This is a genomic window from Pseudomonas sp. W17 (genome assembly GCF_040268305.1).
GTDB classification, from domain to species: Bacteria; Pseudomonadota; Gammaproteobacteria; order Pseudomonadales; family Pseudomonadaceae; genus Aquipseudomonas; species Aquipseudomonas protegens.
In genome coordinates this window covers 5150352-5167335 of record NZ_CP158490.1, presented here as the reverse complement: position 1 = coordinate 5167335, position 16984 = coordinate 5150352, and the positions used below count along the sequence as shown (strand labels likewise).

The following is a 16984-nucleotide window of genomic DNA, read 5'->3' as shown; positions in this document are numbered from 1 at the left end:
ATCTTGTGGGTGACTTTAAGAGGCGGCGCTCGTCTTATGTTTCAGCATCCGGCGATGTACCGTCTCAAGACGTTTAGGTATCGATCCCGACTAAGGCTCGTACTCAGCCTCAACAAGGTTTTGCGCCGATCTGTGACGAGTGTGGCTTGAGCATTTGTGCCAATGGCGCCTATATTTTGTAACGTGCTGATGGCGCAAGAGCGAGAGCTTCTACGGGCGGCCGACAGGCACGAGGTGGCGTAAGTTGTTCCTTCGCCGGAAAAACATCGGTAAGGTAGGGGTCAGCATTCCAGACCCGCAAGGAGTAGTGATGAGCGAGGCGTTGTCCATCCACCATGACCAGGCTGGTCATCAGTTCGAGACCAATGTGGACGGTCATCGTGCCTACCTGACCTATATGGACCTGGGTAAGCAGACCCTGGATATCTATCGCACTTTCGTGCCCAACGCACTGCGTGGGCGTGGTATTGCCGCGGCGTTGACCGAGCAGGCGCTGGAGTACGCCGAACGCATGGGCTACACAGTGATTCCGTCCTGCTCGTACGTAGAGCGCTATATGGAGCGTCATCAGCGCCACGCAGCAAAGCTCTGACCGGGGCGACCATGAAAAACGCCGGGCTTGGCCCGGCGTTTTTGTGTCTGCAGGAAAGGATCAGCTGCGATCGCGTTTCGGCAAGACGTCCTTGAGCTTGGCGTGCATGCCGCGCAGGGTCTTCTCGGTACTTTCCCAGTCGATGCAGGCATCGGTGATCGATACGCCGTACTGCAGTTCCGACAGGTTCTTCGGAATCGCCTGGCAACCCCAGTTCAAGTGACTTTCCACCATCAGGCCGATGATCGACTGGTTGCCCTCGAGGATCTGGTTAGCCACGTTTTCCATGACCAGCGGCTGCAGTGCCGGGTCTTTGTTGGAGTTGGCGTGGCTGCAGTCGATCATGATGTTCGGCTTGATCTTGGCCTTGCTCAGGGCCTGCTCGCAGACGGCGACGCTGACCGAGTCGTAGTTGGGCTTGCCGTTGCCGCCGCGCAGTACCACGTGGCCGTAGGCGTTGCCTTTGGTGGTGACGATCGACACGCCGCCCTGGGGGTTGATCCCCAGGAAACGGTGAGGGCTGGAAACCGACTGCAAGGCGTTGATTGCCACAGTCAGGCCACCGTCGGTGCCGTTCTTGAAGCCCACGGCCGAGGACAGGCCCGAAGCCATTTCGCGGTGAGTCTGGGATTCGGTGGTACGTGCACCGATGGCCGACCAACTGATCAGGTCCTGCAAGTATTGCGGGGAGATCGGGTCCAGGGCTTCGGTGGCAGTAGGCAGGCCCATTTCAGCCAGGTCCAGCAGCAACTGGCGACCAATGTGCAGGCCATCCTGGATCTTGAACGAGTCGTCCAGGTAAGGGTCGTTGATCAGGCCTTTCCAGCCGACGGTGGTCCGCGGTTTCTCGAAATAAACGCGCATCACCAGGTACAGGGTGTCGGAGACTTCAGCCGCCAGAGCCTTGAGCCGCTCGGCGTATTCGTGGGCTGCCTTGATGTCGTGGATCGAGCAGGGCCCAATGACGATGAACAGGCGGTGATCAGTGCCGTCGAGGATATTGCGGATCACTTCGCGACCCTTGGTCACGGTGCGCAAGGCGGTGTCGCTCAGCGGGATGTCTCGTTTGAGTTGATCAGGGGTGATCAGGGTCTCGTTGGAGGCGACGTTAAGGTCGTTGATCGGTAAATCAGCCATCGTGTTACTCGTCAGGTCACGGGTGCCGGCCGCCAGCGATCCCCGCGCGGCGGAGCACAGCGGATTTGAGCGCGTCGGGGAGCGGAACCTTAGCGCGTTAGCCGGTGACTCTACAATGGGCAGGTGGCGGTTTTATTGGGCTATGGCTGCACAAAAGCCTGGTGCACACGGTCTTCGGAATAGTCTTCTGCGTGCTGCTCGACCCAATCCAGCGCCAGCGCCTCAATGCATTGCTGTTCGCTCTGAGGTTCATGCAGGCGACAGTAGCGGGCGATCTGGCACACCTGCTCACCCATGCGCGCGCCGAACAGCGTTTGTTCGTCGACGAAAGCGATGCCCACCAGGTAGCCACGCTTGCGTTTTAGGCACCAGGCGACATAGCCGTTGTAACGGGCGTTATCCCCCAACGTTGGCATGTACACCTCCAGCGCGGTACCGCGGCGCCAGGCACGGTGGTAATTGCACGCCATGCCACCGAGGCTGATAGTGTGCAACCGTTGGCGTGAAATACAGGCGTGCTTGCGCAAGGTCAGTTCAACCGGAACATCATCAGGATGAGGCAGAAAACGTCCCATGACCGCAGACTCCGAGTGTCGTCCATTTGACATTGTTTCCCCCAGTATAGTGCTCGAATTGGAACTGACCGATTTCGATATCGACCAGCAATTACTGGGCCTGGGCGGCGTTTCCCTGGTTGTTTTCACCAGTGTCGGCTGTTCCAGTTGCCGTTGGGCCCGGGCGCGGTTGCCGGAGTTGGAGCTACCCATCGACCGTCTTTGCTGGGTCGATGCGGGCGACAATGGCGGTGCGGTTCAGCGCTATCAGGTGTTCCACTTGCCGGCTTTGTTCGTGGTCCGCGACGGTGAGTTTCATGGAGCGCTACAGTCGCGCCTGACGCAGCAGGATCTCAGCGAGAGCCTGCGTCAGGCGCTTAATCGAATACCAGAGGAGTTGCCTTGATGGGTGCAGGCCGTAAACCGCGTGTAGGCATTATCGGGACCGGAGCGATCGGAGGTTTTTACGGGGTGATGCTGGCTCGTGCCGGTTTCGACGTGCACTTTTTATTGCGCAGCGAATATCCGGCAGTGCTCGAGCATGGGCTGCAAGTCAACAGCAGCCAGCACGGCAAGCTGACGTTGAAGCCGGCGCAGGCCTACGCCAATGCCGAGCAGATGCCGCCTTGCGACTGGCTGCTGGTGGGCGCCAAGACCACCAGCAACCTTGATCTGGCGCCGGCGATCATTCAGGCCGCGGCCACCGATGCCAAGGTTCTGGTGCTGCAGAATGGGCTGGATGTCGAAGATGATCTGCGCGCGGTGCTTCCCGATTCGCTGCACCTTCTGGGCGGCTTGTGCTTTATCTGTGTGCACCGCGCCGGGCCCGGGCAGATCGAGCACCAGGCGCTTGGCGCGGTAAACCTGGGTTACCACAGTGGCCCGGCCAGTGCCGATGCGACCCTGAGCCAGGCGATAGTCGAGGAGGGCGCCGCGCTGTTTCGCGAGGCGGGGCTCGATTCCCAGGCCATGGGCAACCTGCAGCAGGCGCGCTGGCAGAAGCTGGTGTGGAACGTCCCGTATAACGGCCTGTCGGTTCTGCTCCGAGCCAGTACCACGCCACTGATGGCCGACCCCGCCAGCCGCGAGCTGATCCAGGACCTGATGCAGGAAGTGCTGCAGGGGGCGGCGGCTTGCGGGCATGTCATCCCTGCGGCCTATGCGCAGCAACTGTTCAAGTCCACCGAGCTCATGCCGGATTACTGGCCCAGCATGTACCATGACTTCCTGCACCAGCGTCCTCTGGAACTGGCAGCTATCTATGCTGCACCCTTGGCGGCAGCGCGGGCCGCAGGTTGTGAGCTGCCGAAGATCCAGGCGTTGTACCAGGCCTTGAGTTTCATCGACCGGCACCACGCCTGAGTTGGGCTTATTACCTTTAAGGGGATGAAATATGGCAAAGGGCCTGGATGGCAAGCTGGTGGTGGCGATCTCGTCGCGGGCGCTGTTCGACCTGGGCGAAAGCCACAAGGTCTATCTGGCCCAGGGGGTCGAGGCCTATCGGCAGTACCAGATCGAACATGAAGAGGAAGTCCTCGAGCCCGGTGATGCCTTCCCTCTGGTCAAGAAACTCCTCAGCCTCAATGCCAGCCTGGGCCGAGCCCGGGTCGAGGTGGTACTGGTCTCGCGCAACAGTGCCGACACCGGGTTGCGCGTGTTCAACTCGATCGAGCACTACGGCCTGGGCATTTCCCGCGCAGCCTTCGTCGGCGGGCGCAGCCCTTATCCCTATCTGGCGGCCTTTGGCAGCGACCTGTTTCTCTCCACCCATGCCGATGATGTGCGCAGTGCACTAGAGGCCGGCTTTGCTGCGGCAACCATTCTGTCCGGCGGCACCCGGCGCGCTGAAAATGGCGAACTGCGCATCGCGTTCGACGGTGATGCGGTGCTGTTTTCCGATGATTCGGAGCGTATCTACCAGTCCGGCGGCCTGGAGGCATTCCAGGCCAGTGAGCGGCAGTCGGCACGAGAGCCGTTGCCGGGCGGGCCGTTCAAGGGGTTCCTGGCGGCACTCAACCTGCTGCAGGGAGAGTTTTCCGATGAGGCCAGTCCGATCCGTACCGCCTTGGTGACAGCCCGTTCCGCGCCGGCCCATGAGCGGGTAATCCGCACCTTGCGCGAGTGGAACATCCGCCTGGACGAATCGCTGTTCCTTGGCGGGCTGGAAAAAGCCGCCTTCCTCGAAGCCTTTGCAGCCGACGTGTTCTTCGACGACCAGGCCGGTCACTGCGAGCTGGCTCGCGAAGTGGTCGCCACCGGTCACGTGCCGCACGGCGTGAGCAACGAAACCAAGGCTTGAGTCCTAAAATCCGTGGTTTTTCCTCGGACCTCCCACAGTTCCAGGCACTGCTAAGCTGAATCAATCTCCGCCATCTTGGCAGTTGAGGAGGTCATATGATTCGTTCGATGCTGTATGCCACTGACCTCGGTCTGTATGCGCCCTTTGTGATGCAACATGCCCTGGAGCTGGCTCGAACGTTCAATGCCGACTTACATGTAGTGCACGCCGTGGAGCCCATGGGCCTGTTCGCCGAATCAGTGTTGCAGAGTTACCTGGATGAGCAGTCGTTGAATGAGTTTCACCGCCAGGGCCTGAATACAGTGATGGCCAATATAGAGCAACGGGTGCTGGACAGTTTTCGCGAGGAGCTGGGGGAGGGGATGCAGGACCTGACCTTGATCCAGTCGGTGCGGGTGCTTCAGGGGGACCCGTCCCAGGTGATTCTGGAGCAGGCGGGGAAACTCTCTGTGGATTTGCTGATCGTAGGAAGTCACAGCCATGGGGTGGGGGCGCAAACGCCTTTGGGGCGTACCGCAACGCGAGTTCTGCAACTGGCCAAAGTCCCGGTTTACCTGGTGCCTCTGGTGCAGCGTCGACGTCAGGGCGATACCTGAGGATGGAATGGAAAATTCTGAATAAAAGTTCTAGATTTATTCTCCTGACCATTAATATAGTTATATACCGTCGCTGATACCCGTGGCGTCTACCTGCTTTGAGGGATTGATATGAAGCTTCAACAATTGCGCTACATCTGGGAAGTGGCGCACCACGACCTCAACGTCTCCGCTACCGCGCAAAGCCTTTACACATCGCAACCGGGTATCAGCAAGCAGATCCGTCTGCTCGAGGACGAACTCGGGGTCGAGGTCTTTGCCCGCAGTGGCAAGCATCTGACCCGAGTGACCCCGGCCGGCGAGCGCATCATCACCACCGCCGGCGAGATCCTGCGCAAGGTCGAAAGCATCAAGCAGATCGCCCAGGAGTTCTCCAACGAGAAGAAGGGCACCCTGTCCATCGCCACTACTCACACCCAGGCGCGCTACGCCTTGCCACCGGTGATCAGCAGCTTTATCAAGCAGTACCCGGATGTGGCCTTGCACATGCATCAGGGTTCGCCGATGCAGATTGCCGAAATGGCCGCTGACGGCACTGTGGATTTCGCCATCGCTACCGAGGCCCTGGAGTTGTTCGGTGACCTGGTGATGATGCCGTGCTATCGCTGGAACCGCTGCGTGGTAGTGCCTCAGGGCCACCCGCTGACCAAGCTGCCGAAGTTGACCTTGGAAACCCTGGCCGAGTACCCGATCGTCACTTACGTGTTCGGTTTTACCGGTCGTTCCAAGTTGGACGAAGCCTTCAGCCATCGCGGCCTGACGCCCAAGGTGGTATTCACCGCTGCCGACGCCGACGTGATCAAGACCTATGTGCGCCTTGGCCTGGGCGTGGGCATCGTGGCCAAGATGGCGGTCGACACCAAGCTCGACAGCGACTTGGTGGTGCTGGATGCCAGTGAACTGTTCGAATCGAGCATCACCAAGATCGGTTTCCGTCGCGGCACTTTCCTGCGTGGCTTCATGTGCGATTTCATCGAGAAGTTCGCCCCGCACCTGACCCGCGAAGTCATGGCCAAGGCCATTGCCTGCCATAACAAGCAGGAGCTGGAAGAGCTGTTCGACGGCGTCGAATTGCCGGTCCACTGATCCCCAGCCTGCCTAGCGGACCTCGGTGACAGTGAACTGTTGCCGGGCGCCCGCCACCACGATCTCCACCTCATCGTCCTCGAACTTGCCCAGCAGGCTGTTGCCCAGGGGCGAGCGGGGGGTGATGACGGTCACCAGTTGCCCCACCACGTAGACCTTCAGGCCCGCGCCATCCGGGCCGAGAAACAGCCACTGTTCTTGGCCGTTTTCATCTTCCAGCCCCAACAGCGCACCGATCTGAATCCCCTTCTGCGGGTCATAAGGGCGCAGGCTCAGGTTCTGCCAGAGGCCCAGGGCCTGGCGGATTTCCTCGACCCGTCGAGCCTGGCCGGCGGCCAGGTAGGAAGCTTCCAGCCCCAGGGTGTCGTACTTGTTCTCGGCGATATTTTCTTCGTGGGTGGCGGTTTCGTAAGCGGTTTGTGCCGCCCGCACCGCGACCTCCAGGTCGTCCCGGAGCTGTTGCAGAATCAGTTGGCAGACGGACTGTTTATTCATGGTCAATTACAGAATTGCAGGACGTTGGCCCGGCTTTTTTCGCTCGGCGCGGTCTGGTCCTGCTGCAACCAGAACTGGCATTTGGGGTTGGACAGGTTGCGCAGGTTGCTGCGGGCGTTGTCCAGGGATTGCAGTTCCTCGTTCTTGCGCAGGTTTTCCTGGTACTGCTCGAACATTCGGTTCTGTGGCTCGGGTGGCGCGGCCACCGGTGGTTTTGCCAACTGCTGCACCGCTTGTGCGACCGGAGCCAATTGCTGGCTGAAAAGGTAGTGCGAGGCCAGCCAGCAGGTCAGGGCGATCGCCAGGAAACCCAGCCACAGGCCCAGGGCAATGCTGGCGGTGAGCGCCAGGAAGTTGAAACTGATGCGCAAGGAGCGACGTGCGGTGGGACGATGGGACATGGCTGCCTCCTGGCGGGCGGTGTTGGGCAAGGGCCGATTGTCGCACGAAGATAATCGCGGTTGGCTCTTCTGCGCAGGACCATTTATGCGGACAATCGGCGCCTTTGCCAATCGGGGAGTGGAATGAAAGCCTCCTGGGATATTTTCTGCAGCGTGGTCGACAACTACGGCGACATCGGCGTGACCTGGCGCCTGGCCCGGCAACTGGTGGCCGAGCATCAATGTGTGGTGCGACTGTGGGTCGATGATTTGCGCGCTTTCGAAAAGATCTGCCCGCAGATCGATAGCCAAAAGGCCAGCCAGATTCAGGATGGCGTCCAGGTGCGGCACTGGCCCGCCCAGTGGCCGGACGAGGCGGCGGCCGATGTGGTGATCGCGGCTTTCGCCTGCCAGTTGCCCCACGCCTACATGGACGCCATGGCCGACCGTGCGCGTGCGCCACTGTGGCTGAACCTGGACTACCTGAGCGCCGAGGACTGGGTCGGCGGGTGCCATGGCCTGCCTTCCGTGAAGTTTCGCGGGGTGCAGAAGTACTTCTTCTTTCCCGGATTCCAGGCCGATACCGGCGGCTTGCTGCGCGAGGCCGGGCTGCTCGAGCAGCGCCGGGATTTCCAGGGCAGGCCCCAGGCCCGGCTGGATTTCCTGAAATCCCTGGGCGTATCGCCTGTTGCCGGCAGTCGCTTGATCTCGCTGTTCGCCTACGAAAATGCCGGGGTTGCCAGTTGGTTGCAGGCCCTGGCCGACGACGGGCAGCCGACTCATCTGCTGGTGCCCGAAGGCCGCGTTCTGGCCGATGTGCAGCGTTGGCTGGGAGAGGAACCGCTGGCGCTGGGCTGTCCCCAGGTACGCCAGTCGCTGACCGTTCAGGTGCTGCCCTTCGTGCGCCAGGAGGATTACGACCGGCTGCTCTGGTGCTGCGACTTCAACGCGGTGCGCGGGGAGGACTCCTTCGTTCGGGCGCAATGGGCCGGGCGTCCGATGCTCTGGCACATCTATCGCCAGGATGAAGACATCCACCTGGACAAGCTCGAAGCTTTTCTCGGCCTCTATACCCGCACCCTTTCCCCGGGGGCCAAGGCGGCAGTACTGGCCCTGTGGCAGGCCTGGAACAGCGAAGCATCGATGGCTGAGCCCTGGAAAAACCTGCTGCAATACTGGCCGGAAGTCGCCGCGCACGCCGAGCAATGGTGTCTGGAACAAGGCTCCCAGCCCGATCTTGCTGCGGCGCTGGTGCAGTTTTACCTAAATTGGATATGATACGCGGCCTAGATTTTTGTAAATCCCATCCAAATTCGGATATTCGCAATGAAAACTGGTAAAGAACTCAAACCCGGTACCGTGATCCGTATCGACAACGATCCTTGGCTGGTTCAGAAGGCTGAATTCACCAAGTCCGGTCGTAACAGCGCGATCATGAAGACCAAGCTGAAGAACCTGCTGACCGGTTACAAGACCGAAACCGTTTACGGTGCGGACGACAAACTGGACGACGTGATCCTGGATCGCAAAGAAGCGACCCTGTCGTTCATCAGCGGCGACACCTACACGTTCATGGACACCACTGACTACACCATGTACGAGCTGAACGCCGAAGACATCGAAGCGGTTCTGCCGTTCATCGAAGAAGGCATGACCGACGTTTGCGAAGCTGTGTTCTTCGAAGACCGTCTGGTTTCCGTTGACCTGCCGACCACCATCGTGCGCCAGGTTGACTACACCGAAGGTTCCGCTCGCGGCGACACTTCGGGCAAGGTGATGAAGCCTGCCAAACTGAAAAACGGTACCGAGCTGAGCGTTGCGGACTTCATCGAAATCGGCGACATGATCGAGATCGATACCCGCGAAGGCGGTTCCTACAAAGGCCGCGCTAAGGTTTAAACCTGGCTCGCCCCTGTAGACGAAAAAGCCCGACCTTGAGTCGGGCTTTTTTATGCCTGGAATTTGCCGTTTCAGACCGTAACGTGCAGGCGCACATCCACATTGCCACGGGTGGCATTGGAGTAGGGGCAGACCTGATGCGCGGCATCCACCAGGCTTTGCGCTTCGTCCAGAGCCAGGCCGGGCAGGCTCACATGCAGGTCAATATCCAGGCCGAAGCCGCCGGGGATCTGGCCGATGCCGACATGGGCGGTGATCGAAGCGTCGTCCGGGATCTTGCGCTTGCTCTGGCTGGCGACGAACTTCAGGGCACCGATAAAGCAGGCCGAGTAACCGGCTGCGAACAGCTGTTCAGGGTTGGTCGCCTGGCCACCGGCACCACCGAGTTCCTTGGGGGTGGCCAGTTTGACGTCGAGGAGCTGGTCATTGGAAACAGCGCGGCCATCACGGCCACCGGTGGCGGTTGCAACGGCGGTGTAGAGAGTTTGCATGGTGGAAGCCTCGTGTCAGGTTATTTTCGCGCTAATTATTTGCGCGCCAAGTAAGTGCGAAATAAATGTATCTCGCTAATATTTAGTGCGCAAGATAAATTTTGCTGAAAACCCCTCCATTAGCCTTGAGTAATGGATAACTCATTGATTCTGAAAAAGATATTTTTTCGGTCGAGAGCCTAGCCCCAGCCGTAGGGGGCTGGCTTGCCAGCAAAGCGTCAAAGACTGTCCTGCAGATGCCCGCGCAACACCTGCAAATCTTCCTGCAACTGACGCAATTGCTCCACGCTCCGGCCGCTGGCCCCGAGGATGCACTGGGGAATGTCCCGGGCTTGCTCGTGCAGCACCCGGCCCTTTTCTGTCAGTTGGACAATCACCACCCGCTCATCTTCCCGACTGCGGGTGCGGCTGAGCAGACCTTCGGCCTCCAGGCGCTTGAGCAGCGGGGTCAGGGACCCGGGGTCGGTCAGCAGACGCTGGCTGATCTCGCCGACCGTCAGCCCGTCCCGTTCCCAGAGCACCAGCATCGCCAGGTACTGCGGGTAGGTCAGCCCCAGCTTCTGCAGCAGAGGCTTGTAGACCTTGGTCAGCATCAGCGAGGTGGAGTGCAGGGCAAAGCACACCTGGTTGTCCAGCAGCAGTTGATCGCAGGAGTCCAGGGGGGAGCGTTCGGTGGTCATGTTGGCGGCCTTGATCATTAATGGTCATGAATCTAGCGGGCGAGTCTTTAATGCGCCAGATAATTTTCCTCAGGTCTCAGCCCATCGCGCTTTGCAATGCCAGGTCCCAGGGCGGAACCGGGCTGAAGCGGCTTTTCAGGTACTCCAGCAGCAGGCGGCTACGGGCATTGGGGTGCTGTTCCATGCGCAAGGCGTAGATGCCGGCGGTTTCCGGCTTGGGCAGGCCGCCTTCGCAGAACAGAGGTACCAGTTCGCCGCGCAGCAGGTATTCACTCACCAGCCAGGTGGGCAGGTGGGCAATGCCCAGCCCGGCCAGGGCCCCGGAAAGCAGGGCTTCAGCGTTATTGGCACCAAGGCGTATACGCTGCGGACGATGGCTCTGCACCTGGCCGTCAAGCTCGAAGCGCCAGGCGAACAGCGGTGCCAGGCCATCCCAGTCGAGGCCGTCGTGCTGGCTGAGTTCGGCGGGGTGGCTGGGGGTGCCGCGGCTTTTCAGGTAGGAGGGGCTGGCACAGGCGATACGCACGATGCTGGCCAGGGAGGTGGCGACCATCCGAGTGTCCACGCGCTGGCCGGCGCGCAGCACCAGGTCGACCTTGCCCAGGTGGGAGCCCTGCATGTCGACAAAGCTGTCGATCAGGTGCAACTGCACATCCAGCCCGGGGTAGAGCACCAGGAAATCGGCAATGGCCGGCGCCAGGTGGCGGCGCCCGAAGGCAGCGGGGGCGTCGATGCGGATCAGGCCCTCCGGGGCATGGCTCAGGGAAACTGCCTCGGCCCGAGCCAGTTGCAGCTCGGCGACGATACGCCGGGCCCGTTCGGCAAAGGCCTGGCCTGCGGCGGTGGCGACCACGGCGTGGGTGGTACGCATGAACAGAGTGGTGCCCACGGCGTTTTCCAGGCTGTCGATGCGTCGGGCCACGGCGGAGGGCGTCAGCGGATGGCGGCGTGCCGCGGCGGAAAAGCTGCCCGCCTCCAGCACATCAAGAAACAGCCCCAGTTGTTCGGTCAGTGTATTGGGATTCATGGTCAGCTCGCTTATGCGAAAACGGCAAAGCCATTGTGCGTTGCTATGCGTTTCCGTGCCAGGGCCGACTGCGTAGCATGCAGCTCTCAGGTGAGGAGAGCGGTTGTGATCGAGTTGATGATGTATCTGTTGTTGGGCGCGGCGTTGGGTACGGTGGGCGGGCTGTTCGGTATTGGCGGCGGCTTGATCGCGATTCCGGTGCTCGGCGTGCTGTTTGGCCTGGACCAGCAGATTGCCCAGGGCACGGCGCTGGTCATGGTTGTACCCAATGTGCTACTCGCGCTGTGGCGCTATCACCAGCGCAACCGCATAGAGGCGCGCCACGCCTTGCCCCTGGCCCTGATGGGGTTCAGTTTCGCCTGGCTGGGCTCGATCTGGGCGGTGGGCATCGATGCACAGAAGATGCGCATCGGCTTTGTCGCCTTTCTTCTGGTGCTGTCGGCCTACAACCTGCTGCGCATGTTCATGGCCAGTACCCCGGCCAGCAACGAGATGCGTTACCCCTGGCCTTGGCTCGGGGTATTGGGCGCCGCTTCCGGGGCCATGGGCGGGCTGTTCGGGGTGGGGGGCGCAGTGGTTGCCACGCCGGTACTGACCAGTGTCTTCGGCACCACCCAGGTGGTAGCACAGGGTTTGTCCCTGGCGCTGGCGCTACCCAGCACCGGGGTCACCCTGGTGACCTATGGCTTTCACCATCAGGTGGACTGGGCGATCGGTCTGCCGCTGGCAGCCGGTGGCTTGCTGAGCATCAGTTGGGGGGTCAAGGTCGCCCACGCCTTGCCTGAGCGGCTGTTGCGCGGCCTGTTCTGCGGCTTCCTGGTGGTGTGTGCGGTGATGCTGGCGTTTAAAGTTTGAAGCCTTCGACGATGTGTTCGGCCAGGCATTCGGTGATGGGCGAGGGCTGGTTGAGGTTGCGCAGCAGCATGATGCTGGCCTCGGGCAGCTCCGGCAGCCCTTCGTTCTCGCCGAGGATGCGCAGGTCCGGCGTGATCAGGCTTTCCAGCTGCGCGGTGATCGCCAGCCCGGCGCTGACCACCGCCATGATTGCCGACAGGCTGGAGCTGTTGTAGGCAATGCGATAGTCGAGGCCGATGGCATCCAGGGCGTTGCAGGCCCACAGCCGGCAAAAGCAGTCGCTGTTGAACATCGCCAGCGGCAGTGGCGTCTGTTCATGGGGCGTGAAGCACTGGGCCACGGCCCAGACGAAGCGCTCCTTGCGCAAGAGTTGGCCGATCTCGCTGCCCGGCTCTCGGGTGACGATGGTCAGGTCCAGGTCCTGGCGTTGCAGCAGTTGCTTGGACGATTCGCAATGCACTTCGATCTGGATCAGCGGGTAGCTCTGGGCGAAGCGCGACAGAATCCCCGGCAGAAAACGCATCACATAGTCATCCGGCGTGCCGATGCGCACCAGCCCCACCATGTGCGGTTCGCGCAGGGTATTGAACACTTCGCTATGCAGTTTCAGGATGCGCCGGGCATAGCCCAGCAGTACTTGACCCTCGGCGGTCAGCTTGACCTGGCGTCCGTCGCGCTGGAACAGCTGGCGTTGCAGCACGTCCTCTTCCAGGCGCTTCATCTGCATGCTCACCGCCGATTGGGTGCGGTTGACCCGTTCTCCAGCCCGGGTAAAACCGCCTTCATCGGCGATGGCGACGAAGGTGCGCAGCACTTCGGTGTCGATGCTGGGGAACTGGGACATTGATCAAATCCTGAGATGCATGGGGCGGGAAGCATTCCTGGGCCTGATCTTATTCCTCGCAAGGCCATGGCGTCATCCCTGGCGTTGCGCTTGCAGCCAGGCCAGCACCTGCCGGGCGTTCTGGTCCGGTGGAAACACCGGGTAGAACACCTTTTCGATCTGCCCGGCCTTGAGAATCAGAGTCAGGCGTTTCAGGAAACGGGTGGCGTTCAATTCGAACATCGGCAGCCCCAGGGCTTCGGTCAATTGCCCCTGTGCATCGGAGAGCAGGGCAAAGGGCAGGTGCAGCCGCTCGACGGCTTCACGTTGATAGTCGCTGTCCTGGGTCGAGAGGCCGAACAGGTTCGCCGCCCCGGCGGCCGCGAGTTCCTCGGCCAGGTCGCGAAAGCCGCAGGACTGCGGGGTACAGCCGCGGGCGCCGGGGGTCATGTCCCAGCCCTCCAGCAGCGGCAAATCCGGTCGTCCCATGCGCGGGTAGACATAGAGCACCGTTGTGCCGGGCAACGTCGACAGGTCGACCCCTTCGCCCGAGGTGGCGGGCAGTCGTAGCCCGGGCAAGTGCAGGCCTTGCAAGTGACGGGCTGCGCCATCGTCCTGGGGGGGCGGGATACGCGACCAGTCCACGCTCAGCATGTCTCTCATGACGCTTCCTCCTGATCAGTAGCGCTGGGCAATCGCAATAGGGATAGCTGGATAACAGAGTGTCGATAGTGCTCCTCCAGTTCAAGTAGTACTGCGGATAAATGATGCTCGATCCAGCAATTAATGCTCGTGGCTTTTATTGGTTTTGTCTTTGGCTTTAGTTGTGCTGTTTTATTGGCGATAAGCCTTATCGGTGCTGGCTATAAGTTTTCAAAAAAGGTCTGGAATGTTGGCTATAAGTTGTTGGTTGCTAATTTCGCTGCGCGATAAAAATCAATGAATATGCCCTGGGCCGATTAATGGTCAACTTTGTGGTTGTTTGGGTTTGCCTAAAGAAACATCCGCTACTAGTGTTGCGCTTGCCATGTACAGATGGTCTGTACTGGGATTGCGACCAACTTTGGAGGGTCCTTTCATGAACGTGAAAGCGGAACACACTGAGCCAACCACTGCCGAGCTGACACAGCTCAAGACCAAGCTCAAAGCCGGCAAGCTGGCGCCGGAAGACCTCAAGGCGCTGGTGGGCCTGGTGGAACGTACGGAGAAGGCGGCGAAGCAACTTAGGGCAGCCATCGTCGAGTAAATGACGCTAACGCTTTGGAGGGCAGGATCAGAAATGGACCTCACTACTCGAACTACTCATATCGATATATCTGAACCGTTGCGTAGCCCTCCATTTTTAGCGCGCAGCACTATCGGCAGTCACTCGGTACTGCTGCTGGGAAGTCTGGAAGCGCCTATCTCTACACTTAGTGATAATGCTTTTATTGTCGAACGCATTGCCCAGAGTCTCAACTTGTCGGCGCTGGGCGCCCAGTTCAATGCGGAAGAAGTTATTTTTCTGCTGAACGAGCAATATACCGCTGCGGAAGAGTTTGTTTATGGTCACCCCATCTGGCGAAAGATAAGAGAGGGTGATCAAGCTGCGCTCTACGCTTATATCCTGGAAACCCGGCACTACCTGGCTGCCGCGGCCTCGAGGATGTGCCCCTCGGTCAGCCCGGGCATAGGGTTGTCGCCGATCTCCCTGATGCTGTCCAGGCATGCGCTGGAGGAGTGGGATCATGCGCAGTTCTTCAATGAGGCCCTGGAGCTGATCGGCTGTTCCGGCGACATGGTCAGGCTGGCCCGGCCTTTGCCCGCAACCCTGGAGTGGATTCACCTGTCCCGGCAGATCGCGGCCATGGGCGAGCTGGTGTCGGCGGCCTGCTCCGGTTTCATGGAGCACTCCTCGGTGGAGCAGGAGGCGGTGCTGGGTTGGCATGAGTTGCTGGTGGGCCACAACCTGTTGAGCCGCAAGGCGACAGACAAGGTGCTGGGGCATTTTTCCACCGACATCCAGTATGGGCATTCGGATAACTGGAAGAAGGCCGTGCGCACCCAGGACTGCTATCCCGCGCCGGTGGTGGCCACGGTGCTCAATGCAGTCTGCAGCCTCAGCGAAATGATCTACCGCTGGCTGACTGCGCTGGAGCAGGGATGTGCCAGCTCCATTGTCACCGCGGCCCAACTGGTGGCCGAGGAGGGGCTGGACCAACTGTTGCACGCCGCTGATTCGCCCCTGGACGTGGAAATTTTCCAGGGCCTGCCGGTCTGGCCGTCCAGTGTGATGAGCCTGGTCAACGGTGAGCGTTCCGGCGATGACAACCCTGCCGATACCGTCGTTGCATCCTGCTATGCCCTGGGGCCGCGAATGACGCAACTGGTCATGAGCCCGGCGCCTTTTGGCGCACTGATCAGCCAGGTGCATGAGCAGTTGCTCAATGGCCAGAGCTCCAGCGCCGAGAGTGTGGCGGCCATCGAACAGATGACCACCGACTGGCTGGTATCGGTGGACGGCCACGGCCTGTGGCAACAGATGACCGAGGGCTGCGCGGATGAGCTGATCATCGGCTACATGCTGGAGAACTATCATTACCTGGCCTCGGCGACCCGACATGTCAGCCCGGCCATTGCCGCCTGTGCGGATGCGCGGATCCGCGAAAACCTGTTGCAGCACCTGCAGGATGAGCTGACCCACTGCGACATCCTCAAGCCCAGGTTGCGTGAACTGGGAGTCCGGCGCCCGGAAGCGATGCGACCCTTGCCGACCACCACTGCCTTTGTCGGTTATCTCAGCGATCTGGCACGGCATGACTGGAAGGGCTACCTGATCGGTTCGACCTATCTGCAAAAAAGCCTGAGCGAATGCCGTGGCGATGATCGTCACCTGCGTTTCTACTCGCAGGTGTCCGCCAACAACCCGCGCTGTGCAGCGTTGCTGGGGGCCATGGCAGCCCATGACGAACTGGATGACGAGCTGGGCCACGATCAGCGGCCGTCGCTCAACATCGAGTATCTGCTGGCGCGGGGCGACGTGGGCCGTGACTCGGTGGCGCGTGCGGCCATGCTGCCGTCACTGGCCTGGAGCTTTCTGGATGGCATCCGCCAGCACTATTGCACCGGCAAGGACGCGGTGCTGCAGCGCCAGGCCTGGAGCGCAACATGAACCAGCCCTATTTCCAGAACCTGGAGCCCCTGGCGCAGTTGCAGGAATTGTTATTCGAGCGTGATGACTTCGAGGCCCTGGCCAGGCGCTTGCCGGAACCCAGGATGGCGCTGGAAAAGTGGCGTGATGTGTTGCATGGCGAGCTCCTGTCGCTGTTTCGCTGGGGGCTGATCCGCGCCAGGGAGAGCCTGGACGACCAGGGGGCGGGCCAGGGCTATGGCCAGGAAGTCCTGTGCCTGCTGCCCTATTACGGCTTTTGTCTGCATGCAATCCGCCGCGCCGCGCCCTTTGCCTTGATGGGCATACCCACCACGGTGTCGGTGCGTCACGACCGTTATCAGGAGGCCAGTGTAGTGATTGGCGAGTTGGCGGCCGTGCTTGGCGTAAAGGACTGGCTGCGGGTCAGTGAGGAATCCTCGGCAGAGCTGGTGCGGCAGTTTCATGGGCGCGATGGCCTGATCGTGCTCACCGGCAAGCAGTCCACCTACATCAGCCTGCGCAACCGCTACCCGGACGCACGGATCATTGCTGCAACCGGTTGTTGCGGGGTGGTCCTGTCGGTGGAGGAGCAGCCGGCCCGCGTCATCGAGGAACAGCGCCAGGAACACCGGTTGCCGGTCAGTTGCAGCAACCACGGCTACACCGTCCTTGCCGAAGCCCTGACCCCGCAGGCGGCGGTGCTGGCCATCAACGGCGCCCGGCCCGCGGTCAGCAGCACGGTGCAAGAGTTGCTCGGGCAACTGCACCCGTCCATTGTCCTGACTCCCCCTTCGGCTCTGCCGCTGCCCGATGATCTTGGCGGCTACAGCCTGCTGGCCTGTGAAGAGTCGGCGGCGGCCAGCCTCGATGGTTTCGGTCGCGACCCACTGGGCGGCTGGCCGGGGGATTACCGGATCTGAAAGCGGTTCCTGGGAACATC

General features: G+C 60.9%; 22 protein-coding genes. 12 read left to right on the top strand and 10 right to left on the bottom strand.

The features are described 5' to 3' along the window. Positions 1-310 precede the first annotated feature (310 nt). Entirely contained in the window at positions 311-592 is a 282-nt protein-coding gene (locus tag ABCR88_RS23540) for a GNAT family N-acetyltransferase (RefSeq protein ID WP_011062548.1), read from the top strand. Positions 593-652: 60 nt separating this feature from the next. Here the strand turns inward: ABCR88_RS23540 and ABCR88_RS23535 are convergent, their stop codons facing one another. Further along, a complete protein-coding gene (locus ABCR88_RS23535; protein ID WP_011062547.1) occupies positions 653-1729 on the bottom strand; it encodes a 3-deoxy-7-phosphoheptulonate synthase in 1077 nt (358 codons plus the stop codon). Positions 1730-1869: 140 nt separating this feature from the next. Further along, on the bottom strand, positions 1870-2304 hold the full coding sequence (locus tag ABCR88_RS23530; protein WP_011062546.1) for a PilZ domain-containing protein: 435 nt from the start codon (positions 2302-2304) through the stop codon (positions 1870-1872). On the opposite strand from ABCR88_RS23530, the gene ABCR88_RS23525 reads away from it, so the two are divergent. From ABCR88_RS23525 to cysB, 5 genes are all read left to right on the top strand, one after another. Further along, on the top strand, positions 2303-2689 hold the full coding sequence (locus ABCR88_RS23525) for a thioredoxin family protein (protein ID WP_011062545.1): 387 nt from the start codon (positions 2303-2305) through the stop codon (positions 2687-2689). The genes ABCR88_RS23530 and ABCR88_RS23525 overlap by 2 nt on opposite strands. Beyond that, positions 2689-3645 (top strand): putative 2-dehydropantoate 2-reductase, encoded by a 957-nt coding sequence (locus tag ABCR88_RS23520; RefSeq protein ID WP_236183913.1) that lies wholly within the window; start codon positions 2689-2691, stop codon positions 3643-3645. Before ABCR88_RS23525 ends, ABCR88_RS23520 begins: the two co-directional genes overlap by 1 nt. A 31-nt stretch (positions 3646-3676) precedes the next feature. Beyond that, the gene (locus tag ABCR88_RS23515; protein ID WP_232641653.1) at positions 3677-4582 is read left to right on the top strand and encodes a 5'-nucleotidase; all 906 of its coding nucleotides are present in this window, start codon (positions 3677-3679) and stop codon (positions 4580-4582) included. Between the two features lie 95 nt (positions 4583-4677). Further along, complete coding sequence (locus tag ABCR88_RS23510; RefSeq protein ID WP_011062542.1) at positions 4678-5178, top strand: universal stress protein; 501 nt, start codon at positions 4678-4680, stop codon at positions 5176-5178. 111 nt (positions 5179-5289) lie between these two features. Then, complete coding sequence (cysB, locus tag ABCR88_RS23505) at positions 5290-6264, top strand: HTH-type transcriptional regulator CysB (RefSeq protein WP_011062541.1); 975 nt, start codon at positions 5290-5292, stop codon at positions 6262-6264. 12 nt (positions 6265-6276) lie between these two features. Here cysB and ABCR88_RS23500 read toward each other — a convergent pair whose 3' ends face one another. Next, positions 6277-6759, bottom strand: coding sequence for a GreA/GreB family elongation factor (locus ABCR88_RS23500; RefSeq protein WP_041119399.1), 483 nt, complete (start codon positions 6757-6759; stop codon positions 6277-6279). Between the two features lie 2 nt (positions 6760-6761). Next, positions 6762-7160, bottom strand: a complete 399-nt coding sequence (locus ABCR88_RS23495; protein ID WP_011062539.1) for a hypothetical protein — start codon at positions 7158-7160, stop codon at positions 6762-6764. Positions 7161-7283: 123 nt separating this feature from the next. Here ABCR88_RS23495 and earP point away from each other — a divergent pair, with 123 nt between their 5' ends. Both earP and ABCR88_RS23485 read left to right on the top strand, forming a co-directional pair. Continuing rightward, positions 7284-8417 (top strand): elongation factor P maturation arginine rhamnosyltransferase EarP, encoded by a 1134-nt coding sequence (gene earP / locus ABCR88_RS23490; protein WP_350023069.1) that lies wholly within the window; start codon positions 7284-7286, stop codon positions 8415-8417. 48 nt (positions 8418-8465) lie between these two features. After that, the gene (locus ABCR88_RS23485; protein ID WP_007931398.1) at positions 8466-9038 is read left to right on the top strand and encodes an elongation factor P; all 573 of its coding nucleotides are present in this window, start codon (positions 8466-8468) and stop codon (positions 9036-9038) included. 71 nt (positions 9039-9109) lie between these two features. Here the strand turns inward: ABCR88_RS23485 and ABCR88_RS23480 are convergent, their stop codons facing one another. The 3 genes from ABCR88_RS23480 to ABCR88_RS23470 form a co-directional block, all read right to left on the bottom strand. Next, on the bottom strand, positions 9110-9529 hold the full coding sequence (locus ABCR88_RS23480) for an organic hydroperoxide resistance protein (protein WP_041119397.1): 420 nt from the start codon (positions 9527-9529) through the stop codon (positions 9110-9112). Positions 9530-9747: 218 nt separating this feature from the next. Next, positions 9748-10209 (bottom strand): MarR family transcriptional regulator, encoded by a 462-nt coding sequence (locus tag ABCR88_RS23475; protein ID WP_041120693.1) that lies wholly within the window; start codon positions 10207-10209, stop codon positions 9748-9750. A 76-nt stretch (positions 10210-10285) separates the two neighbouring features. Then, positions 10286-11236, bottom strand: coding sequence for a LysR family transcriptional regulator (locus ABCR88_RS23470; RefSeq protein WP_011062535.1), 951 nt, complete (start codon positions 11234-11236; stop codon positions 10286-10288). A gap of 105 nt (positions 11237-11341) precedes the next feature. On the opposite strand from ABCR88_RS23470, the gene ABCR88_RS23465 reads away from it, so the two are divergent. Next, entirely contained in the window at positions 11342-12091 is a 750-nt protein-coding gene (locus ABCR88_RS23465; RefSeq protein WP_041119396.1) for a sulfite exporter TauE/SafE family protein, read from the top strand. On the opposite strand, the gene ABCR88_RS23460 is transcribed toward ABCR88_RS23465, so the two are convergent. Both ABCR88_RS23460 and ABCR88_RS23455 read right to left on the bottom strand, forming a co-directional pair. Further along, positions 12081-12935 (bottom strand): LysR substrate-binding domain-containing protein, encoded by an 855-nt coding sequence (locus ABCR88_RS23460; protein WP_041119395.1) that lies wholly within the window; start codon positions 12933-12935, stop codon positions 12081-12083. The genes ABCR88_RS23465 and ABCR88_RS23460 overlap by 11 nt on opposite strands. Positions 12936-13007: 72 nt before the next feature. After that, positions 13008-13577, bottom strand: a complete 570-nt coding sequence (locus ABCR88_RS23455; RefSeq protein WP_041119394.1) for a peroxiredoxin — start codon at positions 13575-13577, stop codon at positions 13008-13010. A 415-nt stretch (positions 13578-13992) separates the two neighbouring features. Between ABCR88_RS23455 and ABCR88_RS23450 the strand changes: the two genes are divergently transcribed. Then, complete coding sequence (locus ABCR88_RS23450) at positions 13993-14160, top strand: hypothetical protein (protein WP_015636538.1); 168 nt, start codon at positions 13993-13995, stop codon at positions 14158-14160. Positions 14161-14256: 96 nt separating this feature from the next. Here the strand turns inward: ABCR88_RS23450 and ABCR88_RS23445 are convergent, their stop codons facing one another. Continuing rightward, a complete protein-coding gene (locus ABCR88_RS23445; RefSeq protein ID WP_072442860.1) occupies positions 14257-14499 on the bottom strand; it encodes a hypothetical protein in 243 nt (80 codons plus the stop codon). Positions 14500-14607: 108 nt separating this feature from the next. Between ABCR88_RS23445 and ABCR88_RS23440 the strand changes: the two genes are divergently transcribed. Both ABCR88_RS23440 and ABCR88_RS23435 read left to right on the top strand, forming a co-directional pair. Then, the gene (locus ABCR88_RS23440; RefSeq protein ID WP_169892177.1) at positions 14608-16065 is read left to right on the top strand and encodes a hypothetical protein; all 1458 of its coding nucleotides are present in this window, start codon (positions 14608-14610) and stop codon (positions 16063-16065) included. Further along, a complete protein-coding gene (locus ABCR88_RS23435) occupies positions 16062-16964 on the top strand; it encodes a hypothetical protein (RefSeq protein ID WP_350403617.1) in 903 nt (300 codons plus the stop codon). The genes ABCR88_RS23440 and ABCR88_RS23435 overlap by 4 nt, the downstream gene beginning before the upstream one ends. Positions 16965-16984: the final 20 nt, after the last annotated feature.

Coding starts and splice junctions, on each gene's coding strand:
- ABCR88_RS23520 (WP_236183913.1), top strand. CDS start 2,689: ATGGGTGCAGGCCGTAAACCGCGTGTAGGCATTATCGGGACCGGAGCG.
- ABCR88_RS23450 (WP_015636538.1), top strand. CDS start 13,993: ATGAACGTGAAAGCGGAACACACTGAGCCAACCACTGCCGAGCTGACA.
- ABCR88_RS23540 (WP_011062548.1), top strand. CDS start 311: ATGAGCGAGGCGTTGTCCATCCACCATGACCAGGCTGGTCATCAGTTC.
- ABCR88_RS23510 (WP_011062542.1), top strand. CDS start 4,678: ATGATTCGTTCGATGCTGTATGCCACTGACCTCGGTCTGTATGCGCCC.
- ABCR88_RS23495 (WP_011062539.1), bottom strand. CDS start 7,160: ATGTCCCATCGTCCCACCGCACGTCGCTCCTTGCGCATCAGTTTCAAC.
- ABCR88_RS23435 (WP_350403617.1), top strand. CDS start 16,062: ATGAACCAGCCCTATTTCCAGAACCTGGAGCCCCTGGCGCAGTTGCAG.
- ABCR88_RS23480 (WP_041119397.1), bottom strand. CDS start 9,529: ATGCAAACTCTCTACACCGCCGTTGCAACCGCCACCGGTGGCCGTGAT.
- earP (WP_350023069.1), top strand. CDS start 7,284: ATGAAAGCCTCCTGGGATATTTTCTGCAGCGTGGTCGACAACTACGGC.
- ABCR88_RS23515 (WP_232641653.1), top strand. CDS start 3,677: ATGGCAAAGGGCCTGGATGGCAAGCTGGTGGTGGCGATCTCGTCGCGG.
- ABCR88_RS23530 (WP_011062546.1), bottom strand. CDS start 2,304: ATGGGACGTTTTCTGCCTCATCCTGATGATGTTCCGGTTGAACTGACC.
- ABCR88_RS23440 (WP_169892177.1), top strand. CDS start 14,608: ATGCTGTCCAGGCATGCGCTGGAGGAGTGGGATCATGCGCAGTTCTTC.
- cysB (WP_011062541.1), top strand. CDS start 5,290: ATGAAGCTTCAACAATTGCGCTACATCTGGGAAGTGGCGCACCACGAC.
- ABCR88_RS23455 (WP_041119394.1), bottom strand. CDS start 13,577: ATGAGAGACATGCTGAGCGTGGACTGGTCGCGTATCCCGCCCCCCCAG.
- ABCR88_RS23525 (WP_011062545.1), top strand. CDS start 2,303: ATGACCGCAGACTCCGAGTGTCGTCCATTTGACATTGTTTCCCCCAGT.
- ABCR88_RS23460 (WP_041119395.1), bottom strand. CDS start 12,935: ATGTCCCAGTTCCCCAGCATCGACACCGAAGTGCTGCGCACCTTCGTC.
- ABCR88_RS23535 (WP_011062547.1), bottom strand. CDS start 1,729: ATGGCTGATTTACCGATCAACGACCTTAACGTCGCCTCCAACGAGACC.
- ABCR88_RS23485 (WP_007931398.1), top strand. CDS start 8,466: ATGAAAACTGGTAAAGAACTCAAACCCGGTACCGTGATCCGTATCGAC.
- ABCR88_RS23500 (WP_041119399.1), bottom strand. CDS start 6,759: ATGAATAAACAGTCCGTCTGCCAACTGATTCTGCAACAGCTCCGGGAC.
- ABCR88_RS23470 (WP_011062535.1), bottom strand. CDS start 11,236: ATGAATCCCAATACACTGACCGAACAACTGGGGCTGTTTCTTGATGTG.
- ABCR88_RS23475 (WP_041120693.1), bottom strand. CDS start 10,209: ATGACCACCGAACGCTCCCCCCTGGACTCCTGCGATCAACTGCTGCTG.